30 protein-coding genes are annotated in these 24,756 nt (G+C 63.5%); 18 read left to right on the top strand and 12 right to left on the bottom strand.

Going from position 1 to position 24,756, the window contains the following annotated elements:
• Positions 1 to 96: 96 nt before the first annotated feature.
• Positions 97 to 795, top strand: coding sequence for an RraA family protein (locus ACWGUG_RS17180; protein WP_282837949.1), 699 nt, complete (start codon positions 97 to 99; stop codon positions 793 to 795).
• 814 nt (positions 796 to 1,609) lie between these two features.
• Here the strand turns inward: ACWGUG_RS17180 and ACWGUG_RS17175 are convergent.
• Positions 1,610 to 2,641: an IS110 family RNA-guided transposase gene (locus tag ACWGUG_RS17175; RefSeq protein WP_376127427.1), complete on the bottom strand. Its 1,032-nt coding sequence runs from the start codon at positions 2,639 to 2,641 to the stop codon at positions 1,610 to 1,612.
• A 132-nt stretch (positions 2,642 to 2,773) separates the two neighbouring features.
• Complete coding sequence (locus tag ACWGUG_RS17170; protein WP_282837947.1) at positions 2,774 to 3,304, bottom strand: TetR/AcrR family transcriptional regulator; 531 nt, start codon at positions 3,302 to 3,304, stop codon at positions 2,774 to 2,776.
• Positions 3,305 to 3,857: 553 nt separating this feature from the next.
• Between ACWGUG_RS17170 and ACWGUG_RS17165 the strand changes: the two genes are divergently transcribed.
• The 7 genes from ACWGUG_RS17165 (at position 3,858) to ACWGUG_RS17135 (ending at position 10,645) form a co-directional block, all read left to right on the top strand.
• Positions 3,858 to 4,451, top strand: a complete 594-nt coding sequence (locus tag ACWGUG_RS17165) for a molybdopterin-dependent oxidoreductase (protein WP_282837946.1) — start codon at positions 3,858 to 3,860, stop codon at positions 4,449 to 4,451.
• A complete protein-coding gene (locus ACWGUG_RS17160) occupies positions 4,448 to 5,182 on the top strand; it encodes an FAD-binding oxidoreductase (protein ID WP_345947492.1) in 735 nt (244 codons plus the stop codon). Before ACWGUG_RS17165 ends, ACWGUG_RS17160 begins: the two co-directional genes overlap by 4 nt.
• The gene (locus ACWGUG_RS17155) at positions 5,179 to 5,436 is read left to right on the top strand and encodes a DUF6510 family protein (protein WP_282837945.1); all 258 of its coding nucleotides are present in this window, start codon (positions 5,179 to 5,181) and stop codon (positions 5,434 to 5,436) included. Before ACWGUG_RS17160 ends, ACWGUG_RS17155 begins: the two co-directional genes overlap by 4 nt.
• Positions 5,437 to 5,475: 39 nt before the next feature.
• Positions 5,476 to 6,882, top strand: coding sequence for a cysteine--tRNA ligase (gene cysS / locus ACWGUG_RS17150; protein ID WP_282837944.1), 1,407 nt, complete (start codon positions 5,476 to 5,478; stop codon positions 6,880 to 6,882).
• 199 nt (positions 6,883 to 7,081) lie between these two features.
• Complete coding sequence (locus ACWGUG_RS17145) at positions 7,082 to 7,510, top strand: Rid family hydrolase (protein ID WP_282837943.1); 429 nt, start codon at positions 7,082 to 7,084, stop codon at positions 7,508 to 7,510.
• 210 nt (positions 7,511 to 7,720) lie between these two features.
• Entirely contained in the window at positions 7,721 to 8,953 is a 1,233-nt protein-coding gene (locus ACWGUG_RS17140) for a bifunctional alpha/beta hydrolase/OsmC family protein (protein WP_282837942.1), read from the top strand.
• A gap of 454 nt (positions 8,954 to 9,407) precedes the next feature.
• Positions 9,408 to 10,645, top strand: a protein-coding gene (locus tag ACWGUG_RS17135) for an IS3 family transposase (protein ID WP_282838261.1) whose coding sequence is annotated in 2 segments (ribosomal slippage) — positions 9,408 to 9,693 and positions 9,693 to 10,645 — 1,239 coding nt in all. Because the reading frame shifts where the segments join, the coding sequence is not laid out codon by codon here.
• A gap of 209 nt (positions 10,646 to 10,854) precedes the next feature.
• On the opposite strand, the gene ACWGUG_RS17130 is transcribed toward ACWGUG_RS17135, so the two are convergent.
• The 5 genes from ACWGUG_RS17130 to ACWGUG_RS17110 all read right to left on the bottom strand — a co-directional run bounded on the left by ACWGUG_RS17130 (position 10,855) and on the right by ACWGUG_RS17110 (position 14,940).
• Positions 10,855 to 11,682, bottom strand: coding sequence for a zf-HC2 domain-containing protein (locus ACWGUG_RS17130; protein ID WP_376127422.1), 828 nt, complete (start codon positions 11,680 to 11,682; stop codon positions 10,855 to 10,857).
• 17 nt (positions 11,683 to 11,699) lie between these two features.
• Positions 11,700 to 12,719, bottom strand: coding sequence for an NADPH:quinone reductase (locus tag ACWGUG_RS17125; protein WP_376127471.1), 1,020 nt, complete (start codon positions 12,717 to 12,719; stop codon positions 11,700 to 11,702).
• 40 nt (positions 12,720 to 12,759) lie between these two features.
• Positions 12,760 to 13,416 carry a hypothetical protein gene (locus ACWGUG_RS17120; RefSeq protein ID WP_376127421.1) on the bottom strand — a complete coding sequence of 219 codons (657 nt, stop codon included), beginning with the start codon at positions 13,414 to 13,416 and terminating at the stop codon, positions 12,760 to 12,762.
• Between the two features lie 635 nt (positions 13,417 to 14,051).
• On the bottom strand, positions 14,052 to 14,606 hold the full coding sequence (locus ACWGUG_RS17115; RefSeq protein ID WP_376127419.1) for a carboxymuconolactone decarboxylase family protein: 555 nt from the start codon (positions 14,604 to 14,606) through the stop codon (positions 14,052 to 14,054).
• The gene (locus ACWGUG_RS17110; RefSeq protein ID WP_452325341.1) at positions 14,593 to 14,940 is read right to left on the bottom strand and encodes a GNAT family N-acetyltransferase; all 348 of its coding nucleotides are present in this window, start codon (positions 14,938 to 14,940) and stop codon (positions 14,593 to 14,595) included. Before ACWGUG_RS17110 ends, ACWGUG_RS17115 begins: the two co-directional genes overlap by 14 nt.
• Positions 14,941 to 15,233: 293 nt before the next feature.
• On the opposite strand from ACWGUG_RS17110, the gene msrB (ACWGUG_RS17105) reads away from it, so the two are divergent.
• The 10 genes from msrB (ACWGUG_RS17105) to msrA (ACWGUG_RS17060) all read left to right on the top strand — a co-directional run bounded on the left by msrB (ACWGUG_RS17105) (position 15,234) and on the right by msrA (ACWGUG_RS17060) (position 20,929).
• Complete coding sequence (gene msrB / locus ACWGUG_RS17105) at positions 15,234 to 15,710, top strand: peptide-methionine (R)-S-oxide reductase MsrB (protein WP_376127415.1); 477 nt, start codon at positions 15,234 to 15,236, stop codon at positions 15,708 to 15,710.
• Positions 15,707 to 16,273 (top strand): peptide-methionine (S)-S-oxide reductase MsrA, encoded by a 567-nt coding sequence (gene msrA, locus ACWGUG_RS17100; RefSeq protein ID WP_376127413.1) that lies wholly within the window; start codon positions 15,707 to 15,709, stop codon positions 16,271 to 16,273. The genes msrB (ACWGUG_RS17105) and msrA (ACWGUG_RS17100) overlap by 4 nt, the downstream gene beginning before the upstream one ends.
• 112 nt (positions 16,274 to 16,385) lie before the next feature.
• Positions 16,386 to 16,823: a GNAT family N-acetyltransferase gene (locus tag ACWGUG_RS17095; protein WP_376127411.1), complete on the top strand. Its 438-nt coding sequence runs from the start codon at positions 16,386 to 16,388 to the stop codon at positions 16,821 to 16,823.
• Positions 16,824 to 16,936: 113 nt separating this feature from the next.
• Positions 16,937 to 17,332, top strand: coding sequence for a carboxymuconolactone decarboxylase family protein (locus tag ACWGUG_RS17090; protein WP_376127409.1), 396 nt, complete (start codon positions 16,937 to 16,939; stop codon positions 17,330 to 17,332).
• 420 nt (positions 17,333 to 17,752) lie between these two features.
• The gene (gene msrB, locus ACWGUG_RS17085) at positions 17,753 to 18,229 is read left to right on the top strand and encodes a peptide-methionine (R)-S-oxide reductase MsrB (protein ID WP_101966239.1); all 477 of its coding nucleotides are present in this window, start codon (positions 17,753 to 17,755) and stop codon (positions 18,227 to 18,229) included.
• Entirely contained in the window at positions 18,226 to 18,786 is a 561-nt protein-coding gene (gene msrA, locus ACWGUG_RS17080; RefSeq protein ID WP_101966238.1) for a peptide-methionine (S)-S-oxide reductase MsrA, read from the top strand. Before msrB (ACWGUG_RS17085) ends, msrA (ACWGUG_RS17080) begins: the two co-directional genes overlap by 4 nt.
• Before the next feature lie 52 nt (positions 18,787 to 18,838).
• Positions 18,839 to 19,258, top strand: a complete 420-nt coding sequence (locus ACWGUG_RS17075) for a GNAT family N-acetyltransferase (RefSeq protein ID WP_101966237.1) — start codon at positions 18,839 to 18,841, stop codon at positions 19,256 to 19,258.
• A gap of 18 nt (positions 19,259 to 19,276) precedes the next feature.
• On the top strand, positions 19,277 to 19,768 hold the full coding sequence (locus tag ACWGUG_RS17070) for a carboxymuconolactone decarboxylase family protein (RefSeq protein WP_219721920.1): 492 nt from the start codon (positions 19,277 to 19,279) through the stop codon (positions 19,766 to 19,768).
• A gap of 130 nt (positions 19,769 to 19,898) precedes the next feature.
• Positions 19,899 to 20,375 carry a peptide-methionine (R)-S-oxide reductase MsrB gene (gene msrB, locus ACWGUG_RS17065; RefSeq protein ID WP_251393508.1) on the top strand — a complete coding sequence of 159 codons (477 nt, stop codon included), beginning with the start codon at positions 19,899 to 19,901 and terminating at the stop codon, positions 20,373 to 20,375.
• Positions 20,372 to 20,929: a peptide-methionine (S)-S-oxide reductase MsrA gene (gene msrA / locus ACWGUG_RS17060; protein WP_101966235.1), complete on the top strand. Its 558-nt coding sequence runs from the start codon at positions 20,372 to 20,374 to the stop codon at positions 20,927 to 20,929. The genes msrB (ACWGUG_RS17065) and msrA (ACWGUG_RS17060) overlap by 4 nt, the downstream gene beginning before the upstream one ends.
• A 60-nt stretch (positions 20,930 to 20,989) precedes the next feature.
• Here msrA (ACWGUG_RS17060) and ACWGUG_RS17055 read toward each other — a convergent pair whose 3' ends face one another.
• The 5 genes from ACWGUG_RS17055 to ACWGUG_RS17035 all read right to left on the bottom strand — a co-directional run bounded on the left by ACWGUG_RS17055 (position 20,990) and on the right by ACWGUG_RS17035 (position 24,620).
• Positions 20,990 to 21,352, bottom strand: a complete 363-nt coding sequence (locus ACWGUG_RS17055; protein WP_180951267.1) for a hypothetical protein — start codon at positions 21,350 to 21,352, stop codon at positions 20,990 to 20,992.
• A gap of 61 nt (positions 21,353 to 21,413) precedes the next feature.
• A complete protein-coding gene (locus tag ACWGUG_RS17050) occupies positions 21,414 to 21,914 on the bottom strand; it encodes a hypothetical protein (protein WP_144820275.1) in 501 nt (166 codons plus the stop codon).
• 157 nt (positions 21,915 to 22,071) lie between these two features.
• Positions 22,072 to 22,455, bottom strand: a complete 384-nt coding sequence (locus ACWGUG_RS17045) for a thioredoxin family protein (RefSeq protein ID WP_101966233.1) — start codon at positions 22,453 to 22,455, stop codon at positions 22,072 to 22,074.
• 320 nt (positions 22,456 to 22,775) lie between these two features.
• A complete protein-coding gene (locus tag ACWGUG_RS17040) occupies positions 22,776 to 23,198 on the bottom strand; it encodes a thioredoxin family protein (RefSeq protein ID WP_101966232.1) in 423 nt (140 codons plus the stop codon).
• Positions 23,199 to 23,351: 153 nt separating this feature from the next.
• On the bottom strand, positions 23,352 to 24,620 hold the full coding sequence (locus tag ACWGUG_RS17035; RefSeq protein WP_242089912.1) for an IS256 family transposase: 1,269 nt from the start codon (positions 24,618 to 24,620) through the stop codon (positions 23,352 to 23,354).
• Positions 24,621 to 24,756: the final 136 nt, after the last annotated feature.

Genomic DNA, 24,756 nt, shown 5'->3' with positions numbered 1-24,756 from the left:
GATGGACTGCGTGTGATCTCAGCGGTCCGGCAAAGTCTGAAGCTGGAGCGTTAACGTCATCACCTCCGTCGCGGGTCGCCTGAGAAGAGTGTTGCCGTGGAGGACAATGCAGTTGACGCCCGCGACCAGAATGTCGACATCCGACGAGCGGAGTTGGCTGCGGGATTGAGCTGTGCTGACGTGACGGACGCCGTCGGCCGGAAGCACCGTCACCGGGCGCACCTCACCGGCCTTGTAAGTCCAGTACCGAGTCGCACGCTCTTTGGCAGAGTTGTGACGATCTCATTCTTCCCCGCATGCAGATCAAGACTGAATCCGGACGATTTCAACTTTGACCGACTATTTCACGAGGCCGTGCACGGCGGAGGAAGCGATCCCGCGCACACGGTTCTCGTCATGGCGAGTAACGGGTACACGTCGACGTCGCTCGCTGGCGGAACAAAGCTGTCACGCGTCACCACCGCAGGCCTGGCGGGGGTGCTAACCGACGGGCGCCTGCGTGATTTTGACGAGCTGGTCAACGAACCGTACGCGGCGTGGTGTTCAGGCGAAGCGGTCGCGTGGGGCGGTGGCGACGTGACCCCCTTCCAATCGAACGTGCCGGTAGTCATCGGCGGCGTCGGCGCATACCCGCACCAGTACGTATTCTGCGACTCGTCTGGAGCCGTGTTCATCCCGGAAGCGGACATCGACAACGTGCTTGAAACTGCTCATCAGATTCGACGCGAGGATGCATCTCACCGTATCGACATCGCCCGAAAGGGCATGACTGCCGCTGCCGGAGACGAGCGGTGATGGGTGACAGCGAATCGAGCCCTCAGGAGATCCCATCCGTCCACGACGGTGGCACATCAGCAAGCCTCGGGTCCCCGCGTCTGGCAGATTTGGTGGAGAGAATTCCTGAGGGCTGGACACGTGCCAGCTATCGAGGGCGCGCCTACGGCTTGTCCCGGACGACTCGGGTTGGAGGTCGAAGTATTAGTGTCACTGCGGCGGAGCTGGGCGGACAGGACCTCATCAGCGCGAACGTGTATCGCACCCGTCGAGACGACGTTCTTCGATCATGCGAGATGCCAGATGCGAAGGTGCTGGCGTTCCTGCGCGAATGGACGCCCGCATAATTAACTTCGGTCGCGCGCACGGTCTACAGCGGGGAGGCCAAATGACCAGACGAGGGGTCGGACTAGGTTGAAAACATCCGAACTTGCGCGATTGCCATGTCCAGCGCCACTCGCATGGGCTGCACATCACGGAAAGTTTTTGCCAGCAAGTACCCTCCCTGCACTGCAGCGAGGAGGCCGTTAGCTGATATGTGACTGGTTCCTGTCAAGTGGCAGGGGAAAGAGCGCCCGGAGTGATCGAGCTCCGGGCGCTCTTTCGTGGGGTCGACGGCGTCGTGGTCTCGGTTGACGAGCGTGTCGTGGCGACGCGTGGTCAGACTGATATGCGCGGGTTGGTTACCGCAGGACGGGCTGTTCGGCTGGAGCGGAACCGCTTGTCTAGGATCGAGCGTCGCCCGCCGTGGGCAGGCTGCTCATAGCTAAATCGCGGGTCGCTCCTCGCGTTGCCGTCACCGTTGTCCGCGGCGCCGTCGACCGGTCGGGGGCTGTCAGTCGGGCATGACGGCCAGGGACCAGCACCAGCCCGCGAGCTCGCGGGCGACAGCGACGTTCGCGATCACGGGACGCTTCTTGCGGGTGGTGAACTGCTGCCACTTGTGGTGAAGGCGGTGGTTGCCGGCGTCGCCCCGCGCGACGGCCATCCCCGAAGCTTGAGCCCACCGCGCTTGCATGACCGCGCCGGGTCGGTACGGCTTGCGGTGATGCCAGGCTGATTCGACCAGCAGGCGCCTGGCGTGCGTGTTGCCGGTCTTCGTGATCGATCCCTGAACCCTGGACTGGCCTGAGGAGAACTCTGAGGGCACCAGCCCGAGGAACGCACCGATGGTCGATCCGGTGAACCTGTCCCAGTCGCCGATCTCGACGGCCAACGCGAACCCGGTCAGCGTCGAGACACCCCGCAGGCAGCCGAGCCGGCGCACCGTGGCCGCGTACTGACTGGTCTCCGCCAGCTCCTCGATCAGCTTGTCGAGGCGGTCCTTGCGGGCACCGATCTGCTGCACGGTCTCGTAGTCCGCGTCGAACGCGGCCTGCAGGCCCGGATGCTCGAAGCGGTGCCGTCGCAGCCAGGCATCGTGCGCGCCCGTCCACGCAGACTTGCCGTCGTAGAGGATCCCGTGCCGCAACAGCAGCTTCGACAGCCGATGCCGCGCCGCCATCAGCGCGGCCCGGTTGTCTTCCCGCGTGCGGACAAGATCCCGTGCGGTCTCCTGCTCGATCGTCGGCACCCGGACCGCGACGATCTCGTCCAACCGCAACAGCCTGGCCAGATGCAACGCATCCCGCGCGTCCGTTTTGACTCGATCCCCTGACGGTCGCTGAAGCTTCGACGGCGCCGCGACAAGACACGAGATCCCCGACACCGCGAACAGTCGCGCCAACGCGAAACCTGTCGGACCGGCCTCGTACGTCACCGCCGCGGGCTGCGGCAAAGACCGCACCCAGGCGACGACCTCGGCGGGGTCATACCCGAATCGTCGCCGGAGGACCTCGCCGGTCTGCTCATCGATCGCCGCCGCCACCACACTCCGTGCGTGCACATCCAGTCCGACGCTCGTACGCTGAGTAATCAACTGGGGCCTCCATTCGCCTGTCGGATAGACCAGTCCCCACCGGACTGGTAACCCACGCTTACGCGAATCGAGGCCCCAGCCTCAAGAGGACCGAAGACCCATATCGTCTAGCGCCCGCGAATCAGCGTCCGCGCTGATCACTCCATGACTTTTCAGCCTGTCAAGCGCGGCGGTCAGTAGCTGAAGCCACTCATCGAAGTGCGCGGCGATCCTGCGTCGGCCCTCATCGTCTTGGTCGGCGATCTCGTTAGCCATTGACCCAAGGGGACACCCGAACGCCCCATCACGGATCGCGTTGCGCTCCACGAGCTCATCACGCCAAAGCTCGAGCCCGCGAATGGAGTCAACCTTCTCCAGCCGACGACGCTGCTGCGCAAGCACCTTCTCGGCCCGAACCTCGATGACTTCCCCCACTAGTGCGGCCTTGCTGGCGAAATGTTGATAAAGCTGGGACTTGGACGTCCCACTAGCAATCCGAACATCAGCAAGCGTGGTAGCCGAAACGCCCCGCTCGTACATCAGTTGATCAGCGACCTCGACGATGCGCAGCTTCGTGGCCTTCCCACGCGACGTCAAACGGCGCACACTCGCGTCGGCGCTGCTAGTAGTCACACCCCCAGGTTAGCCCTCCCCCAGGCTTTGAATCCGGGAGGCTTCGTGTGTGGAGGTGCGTGGATCGAGGCGCGCCGAATGAGTTGGCCGGCGCTATCGCGTGTCGTCGTGCGGCTTCATTTCAATCCCACTGGTCTACTTAGTTCTTCGTTTGGACCCTCGGGTCCTCGTCTGCGAAAAGCCTACTGGATGAGCGGGCGCTGTTGATCCCACACAAGGGGGCCAGCAGACCAGCGTTTGCCGGAGTTTTCGCTCCGTCCTCAGCTTCCCGGTCACGTGGCACCCAGTTGTAAAAATGGACCTGTTGGTCCTACATGACCGGCGTATGATGATCGAACAATCCAGGACGAAGTGTTCGCCTCACGATCGGAGTGGAGCATCCGTCTTCACATCCCTGAACGGCACCTGGTAACTGCGTTTGGGCGCGTTATCGTACGCGTCTTGCGTAAGCCATTGGATGGTGCCAGCTTCATCTTGCCGAGCTCGATCGCGTGGACCCGTTCGCTGTGATGCTGCTCGGATTGAACGTGGCAGTCCCGAGTGAAGGAGTCCCATGTCAGTCATTAACAGCGGTTTCGGTCGCCGACACGCCTCTAGCGACCCACGGTTGCCTCCGGGACAAACATTGGCCGATGACTGGCCGGTGCTCACGGCAGGTCCAACGCCCGAGATCGGGGATGACCAGTGGTCTTTCACGATCAGGACAGAGACGGGCGCCGAGCACAGCTGGGATTGGAACGCACTCCACGAGCTCGGCGTGGAGGAGATCGTCACCGACATTCATTGCGTCACGCACTGGTCCAAGTTGGACATGGCGTGGCGCGGGGTGTCGCTTGACAAGATTTTCGAGAACGTGGAGTCGCTGCACGACTACGTGATGGTGCAGAGCTATGGCGGCTACACCACCAACCTTGCAGTCGAGGACCTGCTCGATGGGCAGGCCTGGATCGCCACGGAAGCAGAGGGGGAACCGCTTACGCCAGAGCACGGTGGACCGGCGCGTCTTCTCGTACCCCATCTCTACTTCTGGAAGAGCGCCAAGTGGGTCCGCGGGATGCGAATGATGTCGCTTGATGAGCCCGGTTTCTGGGAGCAGAACGGATATCACCTCCGAGGCGATCCCTGGTTGGAGGAGCGCTACTCGTGACGCTACTGACCCGTGCGAAATGGCACATCGGGCGAGTAGTGGACATTCGCCGCGAGACAAGATCGGCGGTGCGTATTGAACTCGATGTACCTACTTGGCCTGGTAATCACCCCGGTGCGCACCTGGATATCCGTCTCACCGCCCCTGATGGCTACCAGGCTGCGAGGTCGTATTCCGTCGCCAGCTCTGGCGAGACGACGCGAGTGGTCTTGGCTGTCGAAGAGGTTGATGGCGGCGAGGTATCGCCCTTTCTCGTCCACCATCTCAGCAAGGGTGAAGAAGTAGAGGTGCACGGCCCACTTGGCCGCTACTTCGTATGGGATCCTTCGACACCCGATCTAACACCCGTGCAGCTCATAGCGGGAGGGTCGGGTATAGTCCCGCTGTTCGCGATGGCGGTCGCTCGGGAGCTGGAGGCAGACAGCGTCGCTTTTCGCTTGCTGTACTCCGTCCGCACACCTCAGGACGTGTTCTTCTCCGAGGAGATCGCCGCATTCGCGAGGACCACCGTGGACCTCGTACACACCAGGGAGCCACCTCCCGGGGCCGACCGCCCGGCGGGACGGCTAACAAGGGAATCGCTTGGTGCCCTCACTTTCCCTTCCTCAGCAGCACCGCGGATCTTCGTCTGTGGGCCCACGCCGTTCGTCGAGGCGGTTGCTGGTTGGCTTGTTCAGCTTGGCCACGACCCCGCAAGAATCCGCACGGAACGATTTGGAGGAATCGGATGAGTTACGTAGACGGAAACGCTCTTGCGGGAGTGCTTGCTGACGTATTCGGCGTCGAAATGACTGCGGCCATTGCACGGTGTCGCCACTGTCAACGCATCTTCGAGCTCGCCGTGGCACACGTGTTCATCACCGCCATGGGGTCAGTGATGCGGTGTGCACACTGCCAGTCGACGCTCGCCGTGATCGTGAACAAGCCCCACGAGACCCTCTTCAGCCCCACTGGCCTATCGTTCGTGGCAGCCCCGCGGTCGTGACCGCGTGCACGGAAGAGATCAGAAAGGGTGCGAGCACAGATGTTCCATATCTACGACAGTCGCACCCGCGCAGTGCGCGCATTCATCCCCGTCCAACCAGGAAAGGTCAGCATCTACCTCTGCGGGCCCACGGTTCAGTCCGCGCCACATATCGGGCACCTGCGAAGTGCCCTCACCTACGATCTCTTGAACCGCTGGCTCACCCACCGCGGATACACCGTCACCCTCGTACGAAACGTGACGGACATCGATGACAAAGTCCTCGCCTTGGCCACCGAAGACGAACCATGGTGGGCCCGCGCATACCGTGTCGAAACAGAATTCACGCGGCTGTACGCGTCGATGCGAATCCTGGCGCCCACGTATGAGCCGCGCACCTCGGGCCACATCATTGACACGCAAGCATTCATCGAGAGGCTGATACAGCGCGGTCACGCCTACGCTGCTAGCGACGCATCTGGAGACGTCTACTTCGACGTCAGCAGCTGGGGCGACTACGGTGCGCTGACGAGGCAGAAGCCGGATAGCATCCCCGATTCCGATGAGGCCCCCAGCGCCGCGAAGCGCGATGCACGAGATTTTGCTCTCTGGAAGGGAACGAAGCCCAACGAACCGGCGTCGGCCTCATGGCCCTCCCCATGGGGGGCTGGCCGACCTGGTTGGCACATCCAGTGCTCGGCCATGTCGCACCGTTATCTCGGGCCCGTTTTTGATATCCACGGTGGCGGTCTTGACCTTCGGTTCCCACACCACGAAAACGAGCTCGCCCAATCGGCGGCTGCCGGCGACGCATTCGCCCGGAACTGGGTCCACAACGGCTTGGTCACCGTCGGCGGGCAGAAAATGGCCAAGTCGCTCAGCAACTGGGTCTCCGCTGACGAGCTCCTCCAAACTGTCGGCCCGGACTCCCTGCGCTACTACCTGCTGAGTGCTCACTACCGGTCGACGCTCGACTATCACCCGCACGCTCTCGCCGACGCCCAAGCGGCCTTCGCTCGAGTTTTGACCTTCCTGAAGCGGCATCAGCAACAAGCTGTCGCCGCAGCACACACAGTCGATGCCCTTCCTCGCCAATTCGCTGATGCCTTGGATGATGACCTGAACGTGCCAGCGGCTCTAGCCGTCCTTCACGAGCATGTCCGCACCGGAAACATGGCACTCGATCGCGGCGAGAGAGCCATCGCATCCGCGGAGTATCGAGCAGTATCGGCAATGCTCACGGCGCTCGGCATGCACCTTGATGACAAGACCCGTCCGACGAAGCATGACAACCGTGACACGCTTGCGGACCTCCTCGATGTCCTGGTGGCCCGTCGCGAGCAGGCACGAGCGGCAGGCGACTACGCCTCAGCTGACCGCATTCGCGACGATCTCGCACGCGCCGGAATAGTCCTCGAAGACACCCCCTCAACCAGCACCTGGAGGACCATGACGACTCCCCCGTAAGCACATCAACAATCCTCCGGCAGTCAGCGTGGGCGAGCGTGTCCTGGTGACATCCGGGAGTCGGAGTTCCTCCTCTGACGGGAGAAGAGGACCCCATGGCTTGGTCCGACTGAAGCGGCATCAACCCCGAACTGATCTAGACCTCAGGTGCATCTGCGCCTGGGACACACTTTCAAGTCCACATCCACTGAGGAGTCCCATGGAACACGCACCGAAGTCCACGCCCGAGTTCTTTGCGACCCCTGGATATGGGGAATGGGCACGTGAGCACCTTCACTACTCGCAAGCGTTGCGGATCGGAAATCGAATCGAGACCTCCGGCCAAGGCGGCTGGGACGACCACTGGGTGCTCCCTGAATCGCTGGAGGCGGAGATCGTACGTGCGTTCGAGAACGTCGAGCGCACTCTGGCGACGGCCGGCGCGAGCTGGCGGGACGTCGTTCATGTGAACTCCTACCACGTGCCAACCGAGACAGACGCGATCGGTCACGCACACAATGACGTGATGGTGGCACAGCTCCGGCGCTGGACAGGGCAACGTGCTCCGATCTGGACCCAGACCGGCGTGACAGCACTCGGACTGGCCGGGATGAGGGTTGAAATCCGCGTCACCGCGATCGTCGCTTAGCGGCAACGTGGCATCGCATCAAAAGGATGGTCGACATCGGCCCAAGAACGACCTCACACACCGCAACACAACCCAAAGGACGAGGGATTTGATACTCATGGCTCGACCACTTAAGGAAGCACGCGGCTGCGGCGGTTTGGGCGACCTTCGCCGGCAGAGGGATGCTGACGAGCACTACGGCTCCCACCCCGAGTACCGGTGAGATCTCACATGAATCCCGCCGCGACCGAACGCATTGAATTCTCAGGCTCGCAGGGTGACTCACTTGCCGCCCGACTCGAACTGCCGCTCGGCGAGCCGCGCGGGTACGCCCTCTTCGCCCACTGCTTCACCTGCAATAAGGACTCCGTCGCCGCAAGTCGCATCTCTCGCGCACTCACCAGCTCAGGGATCGCAGTGTTGCGCTTCGACTTCACCGGCCTCGGCCAGTCCGGCGGTGACTTCGAGAACTCGAACTTCAGCTCAAACATCGGAGACCTGATCGCCGCTGCGGACTATCTGCGCGAGAACTACGACGCGCCCCGCATTCTGATCGGTCACTCGCTCGGCGGCTCAGCCGTGCTCGCCGCTGCGGGGAGTATCCCCGAAACGGCGGCTGTGGTGACGATCGGCGCTCCCGCAGAGACGGAACACATCGTGCGGTTGATCGGCGATGACCTCTCCACAATCGAGCGCGACGGAGTCGCAGAGGTGAATCTCGGCGGCCGACCGTTCCGTATCCAGACACAGTTCCTGCGCGACATCGAGATGCAGCCCCAGCAGGAGCGGATCGCGAGCCTCGGCGCGGCGCTGCTCGTGCTGCACTCACCGGTGGATGAGACCGTCGGCATCGACAACGCACGCATAATCTTCGACGCGGCGCGACACCCCAAGTCGTTCATCGCGATCGACGGTGCCAACCATCTGCTCTCCCACAAGCAGGACGCTACCTACGTCGCTGCCATCATCGGTCACTGGGCGAGCCGCTACGCCCTCACCGACCCACCGGCCGAGGCCATCGGTCGTGGGCCAGACCTCGCCCCGGGGCACGTGCGCGTCTCTGAACGATCAGCCGACGGCTTCGTCCAGACGGTCACCACGGCCCAACACCTGTCCGTCGCCGATGAACCCTTCCCGCGCGGCACTGACGCAGGCCCGAATCCCTACGAGCTTCTTCTCGCCGCCCTGGGAACATGCACCTCGATGACCCTACGGATCTACGCGAATCGCAAGAAGTGGCCGCTCGAGCACGTGGAGGTTGAGCTCTCCCACGCGCGCTCCCACCCAAACGACTGCGAAACCTGCGACGAGACCACCGCGCAGCTTGAGCACATCGACCGCACGATCACTCTGACGGGCAACCTGACTGACGATCAGCGGTCCGCTCTCCTGGTGATCGCCGACAAGTGCCCGGTGCATCGCACGCTTCACGCCGGACTCGTCGTATCAACCCGGCTCGGATAGACGCCAACCTGAGGGCGACGACGAGGGTGTCAGCTTCATGAGCTTTGCCGCCGTAGACCCTTACCGAGCACGAGCATGCGAACGAGTACGCCGGAATGCCGCAATCAGCTCGCCCGCACGCTAGACCTCGAAAAGGAGCGCAGCAACGCCGGGCTCAAGTGCGTGTTCAGCTAGCGGTGATCAGATAGCCGTCGAGGAATCATCTAAGTGCTCGCGGGCCGCGTCCAGCGCACGGCTGAGAGGTCCCGACATCGATGCCGAGGGTCACCGCTGCACGCTTGCTCGTTTCACCGACCCGACGGCTCCCGCCGGCACGCGGACCGTCAGATCGCGCACCGAGCGTTACCTGCCGCTGCCCTCGAGACCCGCGTTGTGCAACTCGACAAGGTATTGGCTATCTGCGGGGTGAATCGGCCTGACTTTCGTTCCGTTCTTCAAGTAAGGATGGAACACGATGAACAGGAAGTATTCGCCGGAGATGCGTGAGCGGGCGCTGCGGATGCTCGCGGAGACGCGGCCGTCGCACCCGACGATGATGAGCGCCGTCCGGCACGTGGCCGGATTGCTAGGGATGAGCCCGGAGACGTTGCGATTGTGGCAACGCCGCTACGAGGTAGACGCCGGCGTGAAGCCCGGCGTAACGACCGAGGCGGCCGCGGAGATCAAGCGTCTGCAGAAGGAGGTCTCGGAGTTACGGAAAGCGAACGAGATCCTCAAGGCTGCGAGCATCTTTTTCGCGAAGGAGCTCGACCACCCCTCGACGAGATGATCCGGTTCATCAACGAACACCGGGATCGTTTCGGGGTCGAGCTCATCTGCCAGGTCCTCCGACCGGCAGTGAGAGGATTCCTCACGTCACGCGGCTACCGCGCTGCGGTGAACCGCACTCCATCCGCCAGGCAGCTGCAGGATGACCTGCTAGTGCCCGAGATCGTCCGGCTGCACGCAGAGAACTACGGGGTCTATGGGCGCCGGAAGATGCACGCGCTGATGCGACGACAGGGGTGGGACATCGGGCGCGACCAGACCGAACGGCTGATGCGTCTCGCCGGTGTTCGCGGGGTGCGCAAGTCCAAGCGAGTGTTCACGACGAAGTCTGATCCCGCCCTGCAGCGTCCGACGGATCTCGTCAACCGCCGATTCACCGCCGACGGTCCCCGCCGGCTCTGGGTCTGCGACGTGACCTATGTCGCGACGTGGTCCGGGTTCGCTTACGTCGCGTTCGTCACCGACGTCTACTCACGTCGCATCGTGGGTTGGAACGTCGCGGCCACGCTTCGGGCGGAGATTCTGCCGATGCAGGCGCTGGATATGGCGGCGTGGGACGCCGGCGATGACCTCACCGGGCTGACGCACCACTCGGACCACGGCTCGAACTACATGGCGATGGTCTACACCGACAGGATCGTCGAACTCGGCGCTGTTCCCTCGACCGGGACGGTCGGCGACAGCTTCGACAACGCGATGGCAGAGGCGGTCAACAACCTCTACAAGACCGAGCTGATCCGCCAACGCGGTCCCTGGCGGACCGTCGAGCAGGTCGAGCTCGCGACCCTCGAATGGGTGTGGTGGTGGAACAACTCCCGCCTCCACGGCGAGCTCGACATGCGCACCCCACTCGAGGTCGAGCAGGCGTACTACGCTGACCAAGAATCAGCCCAACCGGCCCCCGCCAGACAAGGCTCCCGATAGGAACGAAAGTCAGGCCGATTCACACTGAGCGTAATTGGTGACTGTGGTCGAAACACATGACCGAGAGTGAATTGATCGAGCTGCGACCATCGACGACGTCTGCCGGCACCCCGAAAAGCCCGCTCGAGCATGCGAAAGAGGACGCCGGAACGGCCGCGCGACAAGCTCGCTCGAGAGGGAGCGCAGCCACGCCGGATCCCAGTGCTTGCTCAGCTGCTGGTGACGAAATAGCCGTCCAGAGAACCACGAAGATGATGGCGGGCCTCGTTCAGCGCACGGCGGAGATCGCCGACCGCGACGCCGAGGATCGTCGCCGCGCGCTCGCTCGTTTCACCTTCAAAATCCACCAGGTTGACCGCCGTAGCTTGCAGAGAGCTAAGGTCGTCGAAGGCATCGTCGACGACGCCGTACAACTCCGTGGTCGAAAGATCCGCTTGCGGCCCCAGGATTTCGTTGTGTCCGGGCCACGCGTTGGGCTGGTCGATCCACGCGCCAGCGTCGGGGCCCTCGCCATAGAACGCGGGGTAAAACAACTCGGCTTCATCCGCGTCCGCGTCCAGCTGGTCGACGATGGCGTCTGCGCCGCCGTCGTGATCATCCCATGACCGCACCTCGGGGTCACCGTCGTCCTCGACCAGAAGCAGCTCGGTGAGTCGTTCGCGGGTGAACGCCTCCGAACCCTCGCGAAGAGCGCGCAGCCAGGCAGACTGGACGGCATCTTGCGCGCTCTCGGGCCGGAAGGCCCGAGCGAGTCCGAGCAGGTATCCGGTGTGGTCCATGGCAGCCTGAGCCGCCACGTCGGCCAAAGATGCGGTTGCGGAAGCGGCGGCGAGTACATTCCGTAGTTCGTCGGGCACGACGACATCTGGCCGTTCGCCCAGGATCCTGATGGTGGTCCGAAGTTGGGCGAGGTGCCGCGGGCACGCGTCGCAGCCTTCCAGGTGTGCGTCAACCTCTGAGCGCTCCTGCGGCTCGAGTACGCCGTCGAGATAGTCCGAGGCCATCGATACGACCCGGGCGCATGTCAATGTAGCCATCATTCGACTCGAGGCGCTCATGCGTCGGTGACGTCGATGAGCACTTTGCCGACGGTGTCCGCCTCAACGGCATCGTGAGCTGCCGCGGTGTCAGCGAGGTCGAACCTGGTGAGGGGAAGCCCGTGCTCGGCGCCGACGGGCAGTGCACCGTCAGCAAGAGCGGAGGTGACGGCGGTGACCGCGTTGGTCTTCTGGTCCTCGGTCACGGTGTAAGTGAGCACGAACTGGTATCGAGCGTTTCGACGCATTGCGCTACCGATGGGAACGGCGAGCGGCGCGGACGAGTCCGAGGCGTAGATGGCGATCGTTCCGCCGAACTTCAGCACCGCCAAGTCTGTGGCACCGTTGGCCTGCACGTTCACGTCGACGATGGTGTCGACGCCCTCTTCCGCGATGGAGAGTACGGCGGCGGCTACATCCTCGTTGCGGTAGTTGATGACGTGGTGGGCGCCGGCCGCTCGGGCGAGTTCCGCTTTCTCGGGGCCGCTGACCGTGGTGATGACCGTTGCCCCTGCCCAGCGCGCGAGCTGTATGGCTGCGTGCCCCACGGCGCCGGCGCCGCCGGTCACGAGGATGACCTGGCCGCCGAGTGCACCGGGAGCGAGCCGCGCGGGGCCGTGTTCGTTGGCGGTGAGGGTGCGGTGCGCGGTTAACGCCGGGATGCCGAGCGATGCGCCCACGTCGAAGGAAGCGTTGGACGGCAACGGAACGACCTGCCGGACGGGCACGACAGCGAGTTCCTGGGCGGTACCCGCGGTTCGCTCGTATGCGGCATCCCACACCCAGACGCGGTCGCCCACCGACAGCCCAGACACTCCGCTGCCGAGCGCGTCGACGATACCCGCACCGTCTTGATTCGGCACTCGTCGCTCGAAGCTGCTCGACGAGCTGCCGGCGCGTGCCTTCCAATCCGTGGGGTTAACGCCGGACACGACGATCCGCACGCGGACTTCTCCTGGGCCCGGATCAGCGGCCTGGACCTCGTCGAGGGTCAGTACTGAGGATGCGCCGGGCCGGTTGTAGCTGATTGATTTCATAGTGGTATCCCTAACTGTTGAAGTGAATAGTGAATCTCGCCTACCGCTGAGCAGAATCCGGTTCGTCGTCCGCAAGGCTCAGATCGGCCATTGCTGCGGTCGCATCGAATTGGCCCATGATCAGACCGAGAGTGCTTGTGAAGCCGGCGGCGAGGGCGAGGAGGATGGACGGGATGAATGCGGTCGCCGGAGGCACCCATCCTCCGATGACCCAAGGAAGCGCGACCAGGACAACAACGGCTGCTGTAGACACCCATTGATTGATCACCGTGGCAGTCGAGTCACCCGATCCACCACGCACGAGCATCCGTCGCACCGTGTCCCCGGTGCAGACGATCAGAATCGCGCTCAAGAGGATGAATATAGCGGCGCCCCAGACCGGGTCGAAGACCGCGAGAGCTAAGGAGGCGAAAAGCGGTAGGGCGTAGACAAGGAAGACCCAGCGCACGTTGGAACGGAGGTATCGATCGGCCGCGTCTGACGCCATCACAACACGGTGCATGTCGGTGTCGATGTAGAAGAACACCCCGACAATGAAGGTGCCGAGGAGCGTCGACGAGACTCCCGCAACGCCCAGCAGAAATTCATTCAAGTTGATGCGCATCGTCGGACCTCTCACAATCTGAGTTTGTTTTGGCAGTCGCCCGCTGGCCATCGTGTGTGAGCGACCCTCAAGGCTCAGTGTGGTGCGGATCATAGGGTTTCTCGGTAACCAGGGAGGGTTTCCGTTTGCATCCCATGAAGTACGGTGCTCCACGCAGACTCGCCTTGCCATAGTTGAACGATCCGCGATCGAATCTCGACCGCATCGCCTCCTTTCTTAACTCCTGAGGCACCACCCCCGCACGCAGACAATCTGACCAACTCCGGTGAAGCTCCAGGTCTCGACCTCGGATCCCGCGCTCGCGCAGGATCCGAGGACTGCACGGTAGGCGGCTTCCGACTCGATTCGCGCCGTGGCCGCGGAACCCGCTGCAATCGGCGGAACTGCGGCCTGGAGGTCGGCGACCGCCTCACTTACCGCACCCTGGCCGGAGGTAGCCACTCGATCGAGTGCACGTGTCGCGAGCCGATTCCAGCTCCGCTGCTCCTGCACAGTCAGGCGACCCTCCTGCGCTGCCGAGTCAGCGTTGAACGTGATCGCGACAACGTCGCCGATGGCAGCGCACATGTCCGCGTCCGTGACCCCTACCACTGCGTTTACTGAGTCCGTGAGTGGAGGATCAGGCGACGAGGCGCAGCCAGCAAGGGTCAGCACGAGTGTGAAGGCGAAGGCCCCAATCGCAGGCCTCACGTAGCGAAGCCACACATCCTTGTCCCGATGGCGCGGACTCACCCGGGGTCCACCTGACCGACGATCTGCGTTTCGTCCGGCCCCATCGCCTCCGACTCAACGGGCACAGCCCCTTGCGCGAGCTTGAGGCGAGTCCACACATTCATGTTTATGACGACAGCGGCGATCTCTGCGACATCGCGTTCGGTGAAGTGGGTGCGCAGTTCGTCGTGTGCGGTGGCAAACCGCTCCTGGTTGAAGACGGTTAGGGCTTCGCAGTATTCCAGTGCTGCTCGCTCCTTCACGGAGAACATCGTGCTCTCCCGCCACGAGGGGAGATGCGCCACGTCGATCGACGAGATCCCGATCTTGATTGCGACTTCGGAATGCAGGATCAGGCAGTAGGAGCATGGATTGAGCTGCGCGACTCGAAGTCTCAGCAGTTGCAGCAGTTGCGGATCAACGGCCAGTTCGGCCGAGTACCCGAATGCTGCGGCCATCTCTGCCGCCAAGCGGTCGAGTCCAGTCTGTTCCGGGTTAAACCGGGTGTTGCGGAAGCTGACGTTCTCGAGGACCTTACCGAAGCGATTGGTCTCTTGCTCAGACATCGTCATCCGGATCCCGGCCCGGTTGGTGGTCGAGGCGTGCCGCGTACTCTGGGTGATGCTGGACGAACGAGCGGAAAACGGGGCACTTCACCGTCACGCTCTTGCCCTCGGCATGGAGCATGTCGAGCACCCTTCGCGTGAGTGCCGCGGCCAAACCCTTCCCGCGAAACTCCGGCAGGATCGACGTTGCCAGAAGCAGAACTCTGTCGTCTTTTTCGGCGAACACCACTCCGCCGAACTCGATGCCATCCTTTGTGGCTATGAACACGTCGGCGGCCTCGTCTAGGGAGATCGAAAACGAGGGCTCCTCCTCTGGACCAGTCGCCGGCATCTCGTCCATCAGAGCCTGCTGGTCTGCGGAGACAGCGGGCGAGCTGTGGTCCGCCCGGTCCAAAGCATCCGACGACGACAAAGCCGGAAGACGCGAATCGGTCATGTCAGCCTCTCGAGTCCACTGCGGAGATATGGGATCAGGGCGTTAGCGGAGCCCGAAAAGCGGGCCGCCAGGCGCTCAGGGGACTTCGATGTCGAACGCCTCCGTGAGGCTGAGCATACTCCCAGGCGAAAGTTTATGGACGCCAAGGTCCAAGCCCATCTATGGTGAGGAATGGCGGCGGTACCGAGGAGGAAGCCATGACTTCGAAGGACTATCTCAAGACCGAGGAGGCGCTCAGTCGCCTTACTGAACGGCAGCGCTATGTCACCCAGAACGAGGGCACTGAGCCCGCGTTCAACAATGAATTCTGGGCGAACGACGAGCCCGGCATCTATGTCGATGTGGTTTCCGGGCAGCCCCTGTTTTCCTCTACTGACAAGTACGACAGTGGAACTGGCTGGCCGAGTTTCACCAAACCAATCGAAGACAATGCTGTCGACACCAGAACCGACTACCGTCTGACCCGGCCCCGCGTCGAAGTGCGTTCGGTGGGTGCGGATAGCCACCTCGGCCACGTCTTCCCGGACGGACCGCAGGAAGCTGGTGGTCTTCGATACTGCATGAACTCCGCCGCCTTCCGTTTTATCCCCGCCACATCGCTCGAGGAGGAGGGTTACGGCCAATACCGCTCCTTATTCGACTCGACAACAGAATCGACAGGACACGGATCATGACCAGCGCCATCAACAACACCGGGAAGATCACCCGCAACACCGACACGGAGACCGCTATCCTTGCTGGCGGCTGCTTCTGGGGCATGGAAGATCTGTTCCGACACCAGCCAGGCGTGGTCGACACCCGTGTGGGCTACACCGGGGGCGAGAACGATCATGCGACCTACCGCAACCACCCGGGTCACGCCGAGGCGATCGAGGTCGTGTTCGACCCAACCCAGACGACCTACCGCGACATCCTGGCCTTCTATTTCCAGGTGCATGATCCGACAACACTGAACAGTCAGGGCAACGATTACGGCACAAGTTACCGATCTGCGATCTTCCCAACCTCCATGCAGCAGGAGCAGATCGCGCGGGACACGATCGCGGACGTGGATGCGTCCGGCCTGTGGCCGGGCAACGCGGTAACGACCATCGAGGCGGCCGAGTCGTTCTGGGAAGCGGAGCCTGAGCACCAGGGCTATCTCATCACTTACCCGAATGGTTACACGTGCCACTTTGTGCGTCCGGACTGGGTTCTCCCGAGGCGAATCGTGTCAGAAGTGCCGGCGAGTCACTGAGCCACCCAGCGGTTGCCAGTGACCAGCTTCGCCCCTTCCTTTCGGACGCCGTGGTCGCAGAGCACGCGGAGAGGCTTTCGCAGGTCGCCCACTACCAGACAGTCAGGACGACATGGAACGCAGTGAAGACAGCATGGTCACGCTGATGGGCACTGACCAAGTGATCGCGGAGCTGACGGTGTCCGAGACCGGGGCGACCGATGAGGACGATCTTGGCATCAGCGACAACAAAGACGCTGGCGCCTACGAGCTCAGGGTCGCCGGGCAGACGGTAGCTGGCCTTCTCTATACGGAAACGGGGACGCGCGTCACTCTTCTCGCGACGTCTGTGTTCCCCGAGTTCCGCGGCAGGGGTATCGCGGGCAGGCTTCTCGGCGGAGTCCTCGACACGCTTCGCAGAGAGGGTCGAACGGTCACACTCAGCTGCCCGTTCGCGATGGCCTTTGTCCGATCTCGCCCCGAGTACGCGGACCTCGTCGACGTCGCTTTTCCTGGCAGTGCGCACTCTCTTGGGCACCACGGCATGCACGGAGTCTTGCGCCAGCACTGAGTCATGTCGAGGGAGCAAGCGATGGAGCCAACACACCGCGCGGCCAACAACATCACACCATCGACTCGGGATCACGGGGTCAGGGTGCGCCTGGACGACGCGCCCGCGGAGCGATGATGCGCAACGAAGATGGTCTGCTCCCTTTCATGGACAAAGCTCTACCCGACGCGTGGACGGCAGCGACGACCTTCGCGGCTGCCATCTCCCGGGAGACCACCCGGCACGGCCTCACGCTCGCGGAAATCGAGCTCATCAAGGTGCGCGTCTCCCAGCTCAATGAATGCGTCTTCTGCCTGGACCTGCACTCACGGCAGGCCAGAAAACTTGGCGTGCCGCAGCAACAGCTGGATCTCCTGCCCGCATGGCGGGAAACCGCATTGTTCAGCGCGCGGGAAGCTGCCTTGCTCGCTGTCGCCGAGACAGCCACCGAGTTGCCACTAACAGAACGCAGCAAGGCAGACCTCATTGCCACGTATCGCCCTCGGCGACGAGACCTTCGTACGCGCTGAATGGGTAGCCACCACCATCAACATCTTCAACCGGATCTCCATCCTCAGCGAGCACCCGGTACGTACACGCGATGCTGACGGACATCTCTCCTGACGCTGACGCCGGGACTCGGCCCCTGTGTCGGGGCACGAACCGAGCCCGACTCGTCGTTTGACGGTCCTCTCGTCGGGAGCAGCGCACTCGCCATCACCATCTGCCGCGCTGTGAGATCGGCGTGCCCGGTTGCCGGCCGGGCCGAGACTGAAGTCACAGTCAGCTCCCAGGAACTCAGGACCAAAAGGTCTACTTCCTGCGTTTCACCTGATGACGCCGCGGACCAGACGCGGCCGGAACGGAGAAATCGTGGTCAAGTCCCGTGGTGTGGTGTCATTCCGTATCAGTAATCTTGAAGAGCGGACCATCTCACCCAGGAGGAGACCATGAGCGCGAAGGATTACGTGAAGACCGAGGAGGCGCTACGCAGCCTCACCGAGGACCAGCGTTACGTCACGCAGGAAGAGGGCACCGAACCTGCTTATGACAACGAGTATTGGGCGAACGACGAGCCCGGCATCTACGTCGACATCGTCTCCGGGCAGCCGCTGTTCTCCTCGACCGACAAGTACGACAGCGGCACCGGTTGGCCGAGCTTTACCAGGCCGATCGATGACGACGCCCTGGACACCAGGACCGATCATCAGCTGGTCACGCCTCGCATCGAGGTGCGTTCGACCGGTGCGGACAGCCACCTCGGCCACGTCTTCCCCGACGGACCGCAGGATGCTGGGGGGCTCCGGTATTGCATGAACTCCGCCGCCCTTCGCTTCGTCCCGGCCTCATCCCTCGAGGAAGAGGGATACGGGCAGTACCGCTCGCTGTTCGACGCGGATGCCGGCTCGACAGGAGTCGTCGCATGACCGCCGGCATCGATGACACCGGAAAGATCACCCGCAACCCCGACACCGAGACCGCCGTCCTCGCGGGCGGCTGCTTTTGGGGCATGGAGGATCTGTTCCGTCGCCAGCCGGGCGTGGTTGACACCCGTGTCGGCTACACGGGAGGCGAGAACGATCACCCGACTTACCGTAACCACCCCGGGCATGCCGAGGCGATCGAGATCGTCTTTGACCCGACCCAGACGACGTACCGCGACATCCTCGCCTATTTCTTCCAGGTCCACGACCCCACGACCCTCAACAGCCAGGGCAACGACTACGGCACGAGCTACCGCTCCGCGATCTTCCCCACCTCCATGCAACAGGAGCAGATCGCCCGCGAGACGATCGCCGACGTCGACGCATCCGGTCTGTGGCCGGGGAAGCCTGTCACCACCATCGAGCCCGCGGGCTCTTTCTGGGAAGCCGAGCCCGAGCATCAGGATTACCTGATTACATACCCCAACGGCTACACATGTCACTTCGAACGCCCCGATTGGGTGCTGCCGAGCCGAACCGAGGCGGACGCGCCGGCATAGCGACGGCGGATCTCAGCGAACCTCGGACGATCGCGCCGGAAACAGGACACACATGGACAGCAGCCAGGACGGCATGGTCACGCTGAGAGGTACCGATCAGGTGCTCGGAGAACTGGACTCGTCCCGGACCGCCGACTCGCTCGCCGAAGTCACGAACATCACGAACGACGAGAGCGCATCGGTCTATGAACTCCGCGTCGAGGACCGCACCGTTGCGGGACTTGTGTACGCCGAGACCGGCAACCGGGTGACTCTGCTCGCGACATCCGTGTTTCCTGAGTTCCGCGGAAAAGGGCTTGCCGGCAAGCTCCTCGGCGGCGTCCTCGACAAGCTTCGCACCGAGGGCCGGACCGTGACCCTGACGTGCCCATTCGCCACCGCATTCGTCCACTCCCATCCCGAGTACGCGGATGTCGTCGACCCCACCTTCCCTGGCAACGCGCACTCACGCAGGCACGGACGACGGCACTGAGCCGCAAGAGAGGCAGCCATGACCCACCTCGAAGAACACTCGCTCCCGTACATGGACAAAGCCCTCCCCGATGCATGGAAAGCAGCGACAACCTTCGCTAGCGCGATTTCTAGAGAAGCCGCTCAGCACGGGCTGTCACTCGCCGAAGGCGAGATCATCAAGATCCGCGTCTCGCAGCTCAATGGATGTGTCTTCTGCCTAGACCTCCACTCCCGGCAAGCCCGGAAGCTGGGTGTGCCGCAGCAGAAGCTCGACCTGCTCCCAGCATGGCGAGAGTCCACGCTCTTCAGTGACCGGGAGGCAGCGCTGCTCGCAGTCGCCGAGACAGCGACCACGCTCCCGCTGAGCGAAGACAGCAAGGCCGACCTCCTCGCCGCCCGAAGCGCCCTCGGTCAGGAAGCTTTCGTCAGCGCCGAATGGGTGGCCACTACCATCAACATCTTCAACAGGATCTCCATCCTCAGCGAGCACCCCGTGCGAGCGCGAGATGCTGAAGGGAAGCTCTCCTAGAGTCGAGAACGGACGCCCCGCAACGCCGCGAAAAGGACAGCATTCTCTCAGGAAAGCGGGACCAAAAGGTCCACTTCTGACGTTATCTCCAGTGACGCCGCAAGCCAGCGGCGGCAGAAACGGAGGAATCGTGCCCAGCAGTAACTACCCCAAGACGTCCGAGGCGCTCAGCCGTCTCACCCCGATCCAGTACCGCGTGACCCAGGAGGACGGCACCGAGCCGTCGTTCTGCAACGAGTACTGGAGCAACCACGAGCCCGGCATCTACGTCGACGTGGTCTCGGGCCAGCCCCTGTTCTCATCCACCGACAAGTACGAGAGCGGCACCGGATGGCCGAGCTTCACCCGACCGATCCAGTCGGACGCCGTCCACACCAAGACCGACCGGAAGCTCTGGATGGAGCGCACAGAGGTCCGATCCACAGGAGCCGACAGCCATCTCGGGCACGTCTTCGACGACGGACCTGCCGATGCCGGGGGATTGCGCTACTGCATGAACTCGGCCGCACTCCGTTTCATCCCCGCAGCGGAGCTCGAGGCACAGGGATACGGCGAGTACCGCTCCCTGTTCGACACCACCGACACCACAGAGGAGAACGCATCATGACCAGTGGCATCCACGACGCCGGCCAGATCACCCGCACACCCGGCACCGAGACGGCGGTTCTCGCCGGCGGCTGCTTCTGGGGCATGGAGGACCTGGTCCGCCGCCAGCCAGGCGTGCTGCAGACACGAGTCGGCTACACCGGCGGTCGCAACAGCCACGCCACCTACCATCGTCATCCCGGTCACGCAGAGGCGCTGGAGGTAGTCTTCGACCCCGCCAAGACCACCTACCGTGATCTCCTGGCATTCTTCTTCCAGATCCACGACCCGACCACCGTCAACCGCCAGGGCAACGACATCGGCTCCAGCTACCGCTCAGCGATCTTCCCCGTCACCCCGGAGCAGGAGAAGATCGCCCGCGACACCATCGCAGACGTGGACGCCTCCGGCCTGTGGCCGGGCAGCGTCGCGACCACAATCGAGCCGGCAGGCCCGTTCTGGGAGGCAGAGCCTGAGCACCAGGACTACCTGGAGCGGTATCCGAACGGCTACACGTGTCACTTCCCTCGTGCAGGTTGGGTGCTTCCGCCTCGCGCGGCGCATGCGGCGATCTGATCAAAGGAGGAGGGTGTGCTCACCAGGGTGAACACACCCTCCCGGTCGATAGGGAAGCAGTTAGTGAGCTCCGCCGTCGTCGGCCCAGACCTGCAGCTCGTTCATCACAAGCTCGTCGAGCATGGGCGTCTCGTATCGCCCTTCGGCGGTGTAGGACCCATTCCGGAAGCTGAGCCCAGCAACAAGATGGTCTTCAACGATCCATCGAACGTCATAGCAGGCCCGGTAGCTCGGAGGCCAGAAGGAGCAGAAACGCCCCGTCGCGTCGAGGTACCATTCGCCGCGAGTGGACCGCCCATACTCGACATACACAGTGCCGCCGGCGGGGTCGAACGTCTGTGTCGCCCCGTCTGCGTATCGGAGAGGTCCTCTTGTCACCGCGTAAGCAATGTCTTCGGCGAGGACGACGTCGCCATGCTTCATGATCGGCTTCTCCCAGCGTACGGAGCCTCGGCCCTCGTCTTCGTGCTAGACGCGGTCTCCATCAAACAACGGCCTCCTCGATGAGCTCGTAGATGTTCGCGCGCCGGAGGTCGGCGGCGTGAAAGACGAGACCGTCGCCGCGCTCGGGCGGTTCCACGGCGACATGCCGCACGCAAGTCGCGGCGAGATCTCGCTCTTGTCCCGTCATGACAACGAGCCCGATCACCGTGGTGTCGGACCCGACCGCGTTGGTCGCTGCCACTCTGATGTCGCGGGTGACGTGCCGTGCGATGCGGTCCACACGTCGCCGTGAGGCGCCGTCAGCACCCTCGAACACCATCACCACCGTCCGCGGCTGCACAGCGTGCACCGCGCCAGTGACCTCCCGGCGTATGCGCGCCACTTCTGCTCTCCTTGAGCGGAAACCGAGCATTCCTCTGATCCGATATGCGGCCAGCACCATCCGCAGGTCCTCGACCGTGGGCATATCGGAGGCCAGCGGGACGAGATCCAGAACGGCCGCGTCGTCGCCAATACGGACTGGCGAACGTATGTCAGACATCGCGCCAACTGATCGGGGGCATGCCGCACAGGCTTGCGTGCCCATCTACGTCCATCGTTGAGGCTCCCGTCGAGATAGTTGCGCCTTCGTGTGCCACTGCCCCTCGGCGACGGGCGAGGAGGACCGCCCGTCACCAATTCGCTTCGCGCCGCGGCGGCTAGGCGTGAACGTGACCCGGCTCGTGCTGGTGGTTGTCGAGCTCGGCACGGACCTGCTCCATGTCCAGCCCTCGCACCTGAGCGATGAGGTCCTCCAACGCCGGCTTCGGCAGTGCGCCAGCCTGGATGAACACCCTGATCGAGTCGCGGTAGACCGCCACGGTAGGCAATGCACGGATGCCGATCTCCGACGACAGCTGAGCCGCAGCCTCTGTATCGACCTTGCCGAACACAATGTCCGGGTGCTCTTCGGAGGCGGCCTCATACACCGGGGCAAACGCTCGGCACGCACCACACCAGGTCGCCCAGAAGTCGAGGATCACGATCCCATCGCGGCCCGTGACCTCCTGAAAGTTCTCGTCTGTTACCTCTATCGTCGCCATCTCTGGTCCTCTCGTGAACAACCTTATTGGACTTCGTGGTCCTGTTACATAGTCCTCGGTCGCGCGGGACTGCGCAAGGTCGCGGCTACCTGTTGGCGGCGTAGCGATAACCGTCAGCAGCGGGGCGGAGATGCGAGTCGACACGTCGCTACACGCGATCGCCGGATTTTCCGTCCAAGATCAGGCTTGTCGGGCTCGCGAGGCGAGCCTCGGTAGCGGTCGGCTTTCGGGCGCCGCGAAGGTTCCCGGCGTCGTCAACGTCGCCACCCGCGTACGGCTGACTACGTGCTGCTGTCGGACCCGATCGTTGTGACGGTCATTCACCACCGGGGGGGTATCACCGGATGAGTGTGCTCTTGCTCCAGAGGATCGACTTCCATCTCGGTGGCGTCCGACACGGCCTCGACGCCGGCACCCGAGCGACGACTCTCGTTGAGTGCCTGGACGATGCGAGCAAGCGCTGGTTCAGAAAGCGTGCCGGTATGGCTGAAGACTCGTGCGCCGTCTCGGTACCCCAGTAGGGCCGGGACGGCGGCCACGCGTGCGACGTGCGCAGCCTGGAGCTCGCTGGTGATGTCGACGCGTGCGTGCAGGACGTGTGACTGTTCGACGGATGACCTCTCGTAGATCGCACCGAAGGCACGGCAGGGAGAGCACCAGCTCGCCCAGAAGTCGACGACGACGAGTTCGGTCGTCGCAACCACGCTTACGAAACTCTGATCAGTCAAAGCAACCACGGTCATGGGTCAATGCTCCTGTCAATTTCGACGCGGCGGTCTTGGAGGGGCAACGGAATGGCGGCGACCCCGGTGGCTGCGGGGCGACCCCCGCATCGTGTCTCGGTCAAGTCCCGTGGTGTGGTGTCACTCCGGTTGTTCCCTGTGGTGGGTGGAGGGTCAGGCGGTGAGGTAGCGCTCGGGGCGGGGCTGCTCGGTGTGATCGTGCAGGGTATGGACGAGTTTGCGCATGGAGATGTCGGAGAAGTAGCGGCGTTCGCCGTAGGACCATTCCTCGTGCTGTTCTTGGAGGACGGCCCCGATGAGGCGGGTGACGGAGTCGCGGTCAGGGAAGATCTGGACGACGTCGGCGCGGCGTTTGATCTCGCGGTTGAGGCGCTCGATGGGGTTGTTCGACCACACCTTCTGCCAGTGCTCGCGGGGCAGCGGTGCGAACGCGGTGAGGTCGGGTTCGGCGGCCTCGAGCATGGTCGCGATCTCCGGGAATGAGCCGCGGAGGCTGTCGGTGACGGCCTGGTATTGCGCGGTGACGGCTTCGGTCGTGGTTTGCGCGAAGATCGTGGAGATCAGTGCGTTGACGGGCTTGGAGCGGGCCGAGCCGATCTTCTGGGTGACGTTGCGAGCGAAATGGACCCGGCATCTTTGCCACCCGGATCCGGGCAGGATCGCTTTGACCGCGGCTTTCAGGCCGGCGTGCGCGTCGCTGGTGACCAGGGTCACCCCGAGCGGGTCGGCGTCGGTGGCGACCTTGAGTCCCCGGTCGCGGAGGGAGCGGAGGAACTCGGTCCAGAAGTCGGTGGTCTCCGCGTCCCCGAGCGCCATCCCGAGGATCTCCCTCCTGCCGTCGCCGGAGACTCCGGTGGCCACGACGAGGGCTTGGGAGACGACCCGGCCGCGGTGGCGGACGTCGAGGTAGGTGGCGTCGAGGAACAGGTAAGGGAACCAGGTGTGATCGATCCGGCGGTGCAGGAACTCCTGCACCGCCTCGTCGATCTCCCCGCAGATCCGCGACACGGTCGACCTCGAGATGCCGGTGTCGTTGCCGAGCGCACGGACCAGCTGGTCGACCTTCCTGGTCGAGACTCCGTCGATCCAGGCCTGGCAGATGACCGCGTAGAGGGCTTTGTCGACCCGGCGACGCGGGTGCAGCAACGACGGGAAGAACGACCCCTCCCGCAGCTTCGGGATCTGAAGGTCCACCTCCCCGGCCGGGGTCGCGAGCGTCTTCGGGCGCACTCCGTTGCGGCGGGTCGTCCGCTCAGGAGACCGCTCGTGCGGGGCCGCGCCGATCTTCACGGTCGCTTCCGCGTTGATCAGGTCTTGCAGGCCGGCCTGCAGCATCCGGCGGAACACGTCCGAGTGGGCGAGGTCGGGGTCGGCGAGGACTTCGCCGATCAGGGTCGTCAAGGCAGACTGGTTCTGGGTCATCGTGGGATCCACTTCTTTGCTTCTTGGCGGAAACAACTGGGTATCCCACGGTGGCCCGTCATCGTCTACGACGACGAGGACCCCGCGGGAAGTGACACCACGCTATGGGACTCACCCCGACAAAGTACGATCGCGG

It is taken from the genome of Microbacterium sp. NPDC055455, from assembly GCF_053619935.1.
This window is presented reverse-complemented; position numbering and strand designations above follow the sequence as displayed.

What these genes read in the sequence shown, in the direction of transcription:
- ACWGUG_RS17165 (WP_282837946.1), top strand. Translation starts at nt 3,858, where the DNA reads ATGTCAGTCATTAACAGCGGTTTCGGTCGCCGACACGCCTCTAGCGAC.
- ACWGUG_RS17155 (WP_282837945.1), top strand. Translation starts at nt 5,179, where the DNA reads ATGAGTTACGTAGACGGAAACGCTCTTGCGGGAGTGCTTGCTGACGTA.
- cysS (WP_282837944.1), top strand. Translation starts at nt 5,476, where the DNA reads ATGTTCCATATCTACGACAGTCGCACCCGCGCAGTGCGCGCATTCATC.
- ACWGUG_RS17145 (WP_282837943.1), top strand. Translation starts at nt 7,082, where the DNA reads ATGGAACACGCACCGAAGTCCACGCCCGAGTTCTTTGCGACCCCTGGA.
- ACWGUG_RS17140 (WP_282837942.1), top strand. Translation starts at nt 7,721, where the DNA reads ATGAATCCCGCCGCGACCGAACGCATTGAATTCTCAGGCTCGCAGGGT.
- ACWGUG_RS17130 (WP_376127422.1), bottom strand. Translation starts at nt 11,682, where the DNA reads ATGGCTACATTGACATGCGCCCGGGTCGTATCGATGGCCTCGGACTAT.
- ACWGUG_RS17125 (WP_376127471.1), bottom strand. Translation starts at nt 12,719, where the DNA reads ATGAAATCAATCAGCTACAACCGGCCCGGCGCATCCTCAGTACTGACC.
- ACWGUG_RS17120 (WP_376127421.1), bottom strand. Translation starts at nt 13,416, where the DNA reads ATGATCCGCACCACACTGAGCCTTGAGGGTCGCTCACACACGATGGCC.
- ACWGUG_RS17115 (WP_376127419.1), bottom strand. Translation starts at nt 14,606, where the DNA reads ATGACGATGTCTGAGCAAGAGACCAATCGCTTCGGTAAGGTCCTCGAG.
- ACWGUG_RS17110 (WP_452325341.1), bottom strand. Translation starts at nt 14,940, where the DNA reads ATGGACGAGATGCCGGCGACTGGTCCAGAGGAGGAGCCCTCGTTTTCG.
- msrB (WP_376127415.1), top strand. Translation starts at nt 15,234, where the DNA reads ATGACTTCGAAGGACTATCTCAAGACCGAGGAGGCGCTCAGTCGCCTT.
- msrA (WP_376127413.1), top strand. Translation starts at nt 15,707, where the DNA reads ATGACCAGCGCCATCAACAACACCGGGAAGATCACCCGCAACACCGAC.
- ACWGUG_RS17095 (WP_376127411.1), top strand. Translation starts at nt 16,386, where the DNA reads ATGGAACGCAGTGAAGACAGCATGGTCACGCTGATGGGCACTGACCAA.
- ACWGUG_RS17090 (WP_376127409.1), top strand. Translation starts at nt 16,937, where the DNA reads ATGATGCGCAACGAAGATGGTCTGCTCCCTTTCATGGACAAAGCTCTA.
- msrB (WP_101966239.1), top strand. Translation starts at nt 17,753, where the DNA reads ATGAGCGCGAAGGATTACGTGAAGACCGAGGAGGCGCTACGCAGCCTC.
- msrA (WP_101966238.1), top strand. Translation starts at nt 18,226, where the DNA reads ATGACCGCCGGCATCGATGACACCGGAAAGATCACCCGCAACCCCGAC.
- ACWGUG_RS17075 (WP_101966237.1), top strand. Translation starts at nt 18,839, where the DNA reads ATGGACAGCAGCCAGGACGGCATGGTCACGCTGAGAGGTACCGATCAG.
- ACWGUG_RS17070 (WP_219721920.1), top strand. Translation starts at nt 19,277, where the DNA reads ATGACCCACCTCGAAGAACACTCGCTCCCGTACATGGACAAAGCCCTC.
- msrA (WP_101966235.1), top strand. Translation starts at nt 20,372, where the DNA reads ATGACCAGTGGCATCCACGACGCCGGCCAGATCACCCGCACACCCGGC.
- ACWGUG_RS17055 (WP_180951267.1), bottom strand. Translation starts at nt 21,352, where the DNA reads ATGAAGCATGGCGACGTCGTCCTCGCCGAAGACATTGCTTACGCGGTG.
- ACWGUG_RS17050 (WP_144820275.1), bottom strand. Translation starts at nt 21,914, where the DNA reads ATGTCTGACATACGTTCGCCAGTCCGTATTGGCGACGACGCGGCCGTT.
- ACWGUG_RS17045 (WP_101966233.1), bottom strand. Translation starts at nt 22,455, where the DNA reads ATGGCGACGATAGAGGTAACAGACGAGAACTTTCAGGAGGTCACGGGC.
- ACWGUG_RS17040 (WP_101966232.1), bottom strand. Translation starts at nt 23,198, where the DNA reads ATGACCGTGGTTGCTTTGACTGATCAGAGTTTCGTAAGCGTGGTTGCG.
- ACWGUG_RS17035 (WP_242089912.1), bottom strand. Translation starts at nt 24,620, where the DNA reads ATGACCCAGAACCAGTCTGCCTTGACGACCCTGATCGGCGAAGTCCTC.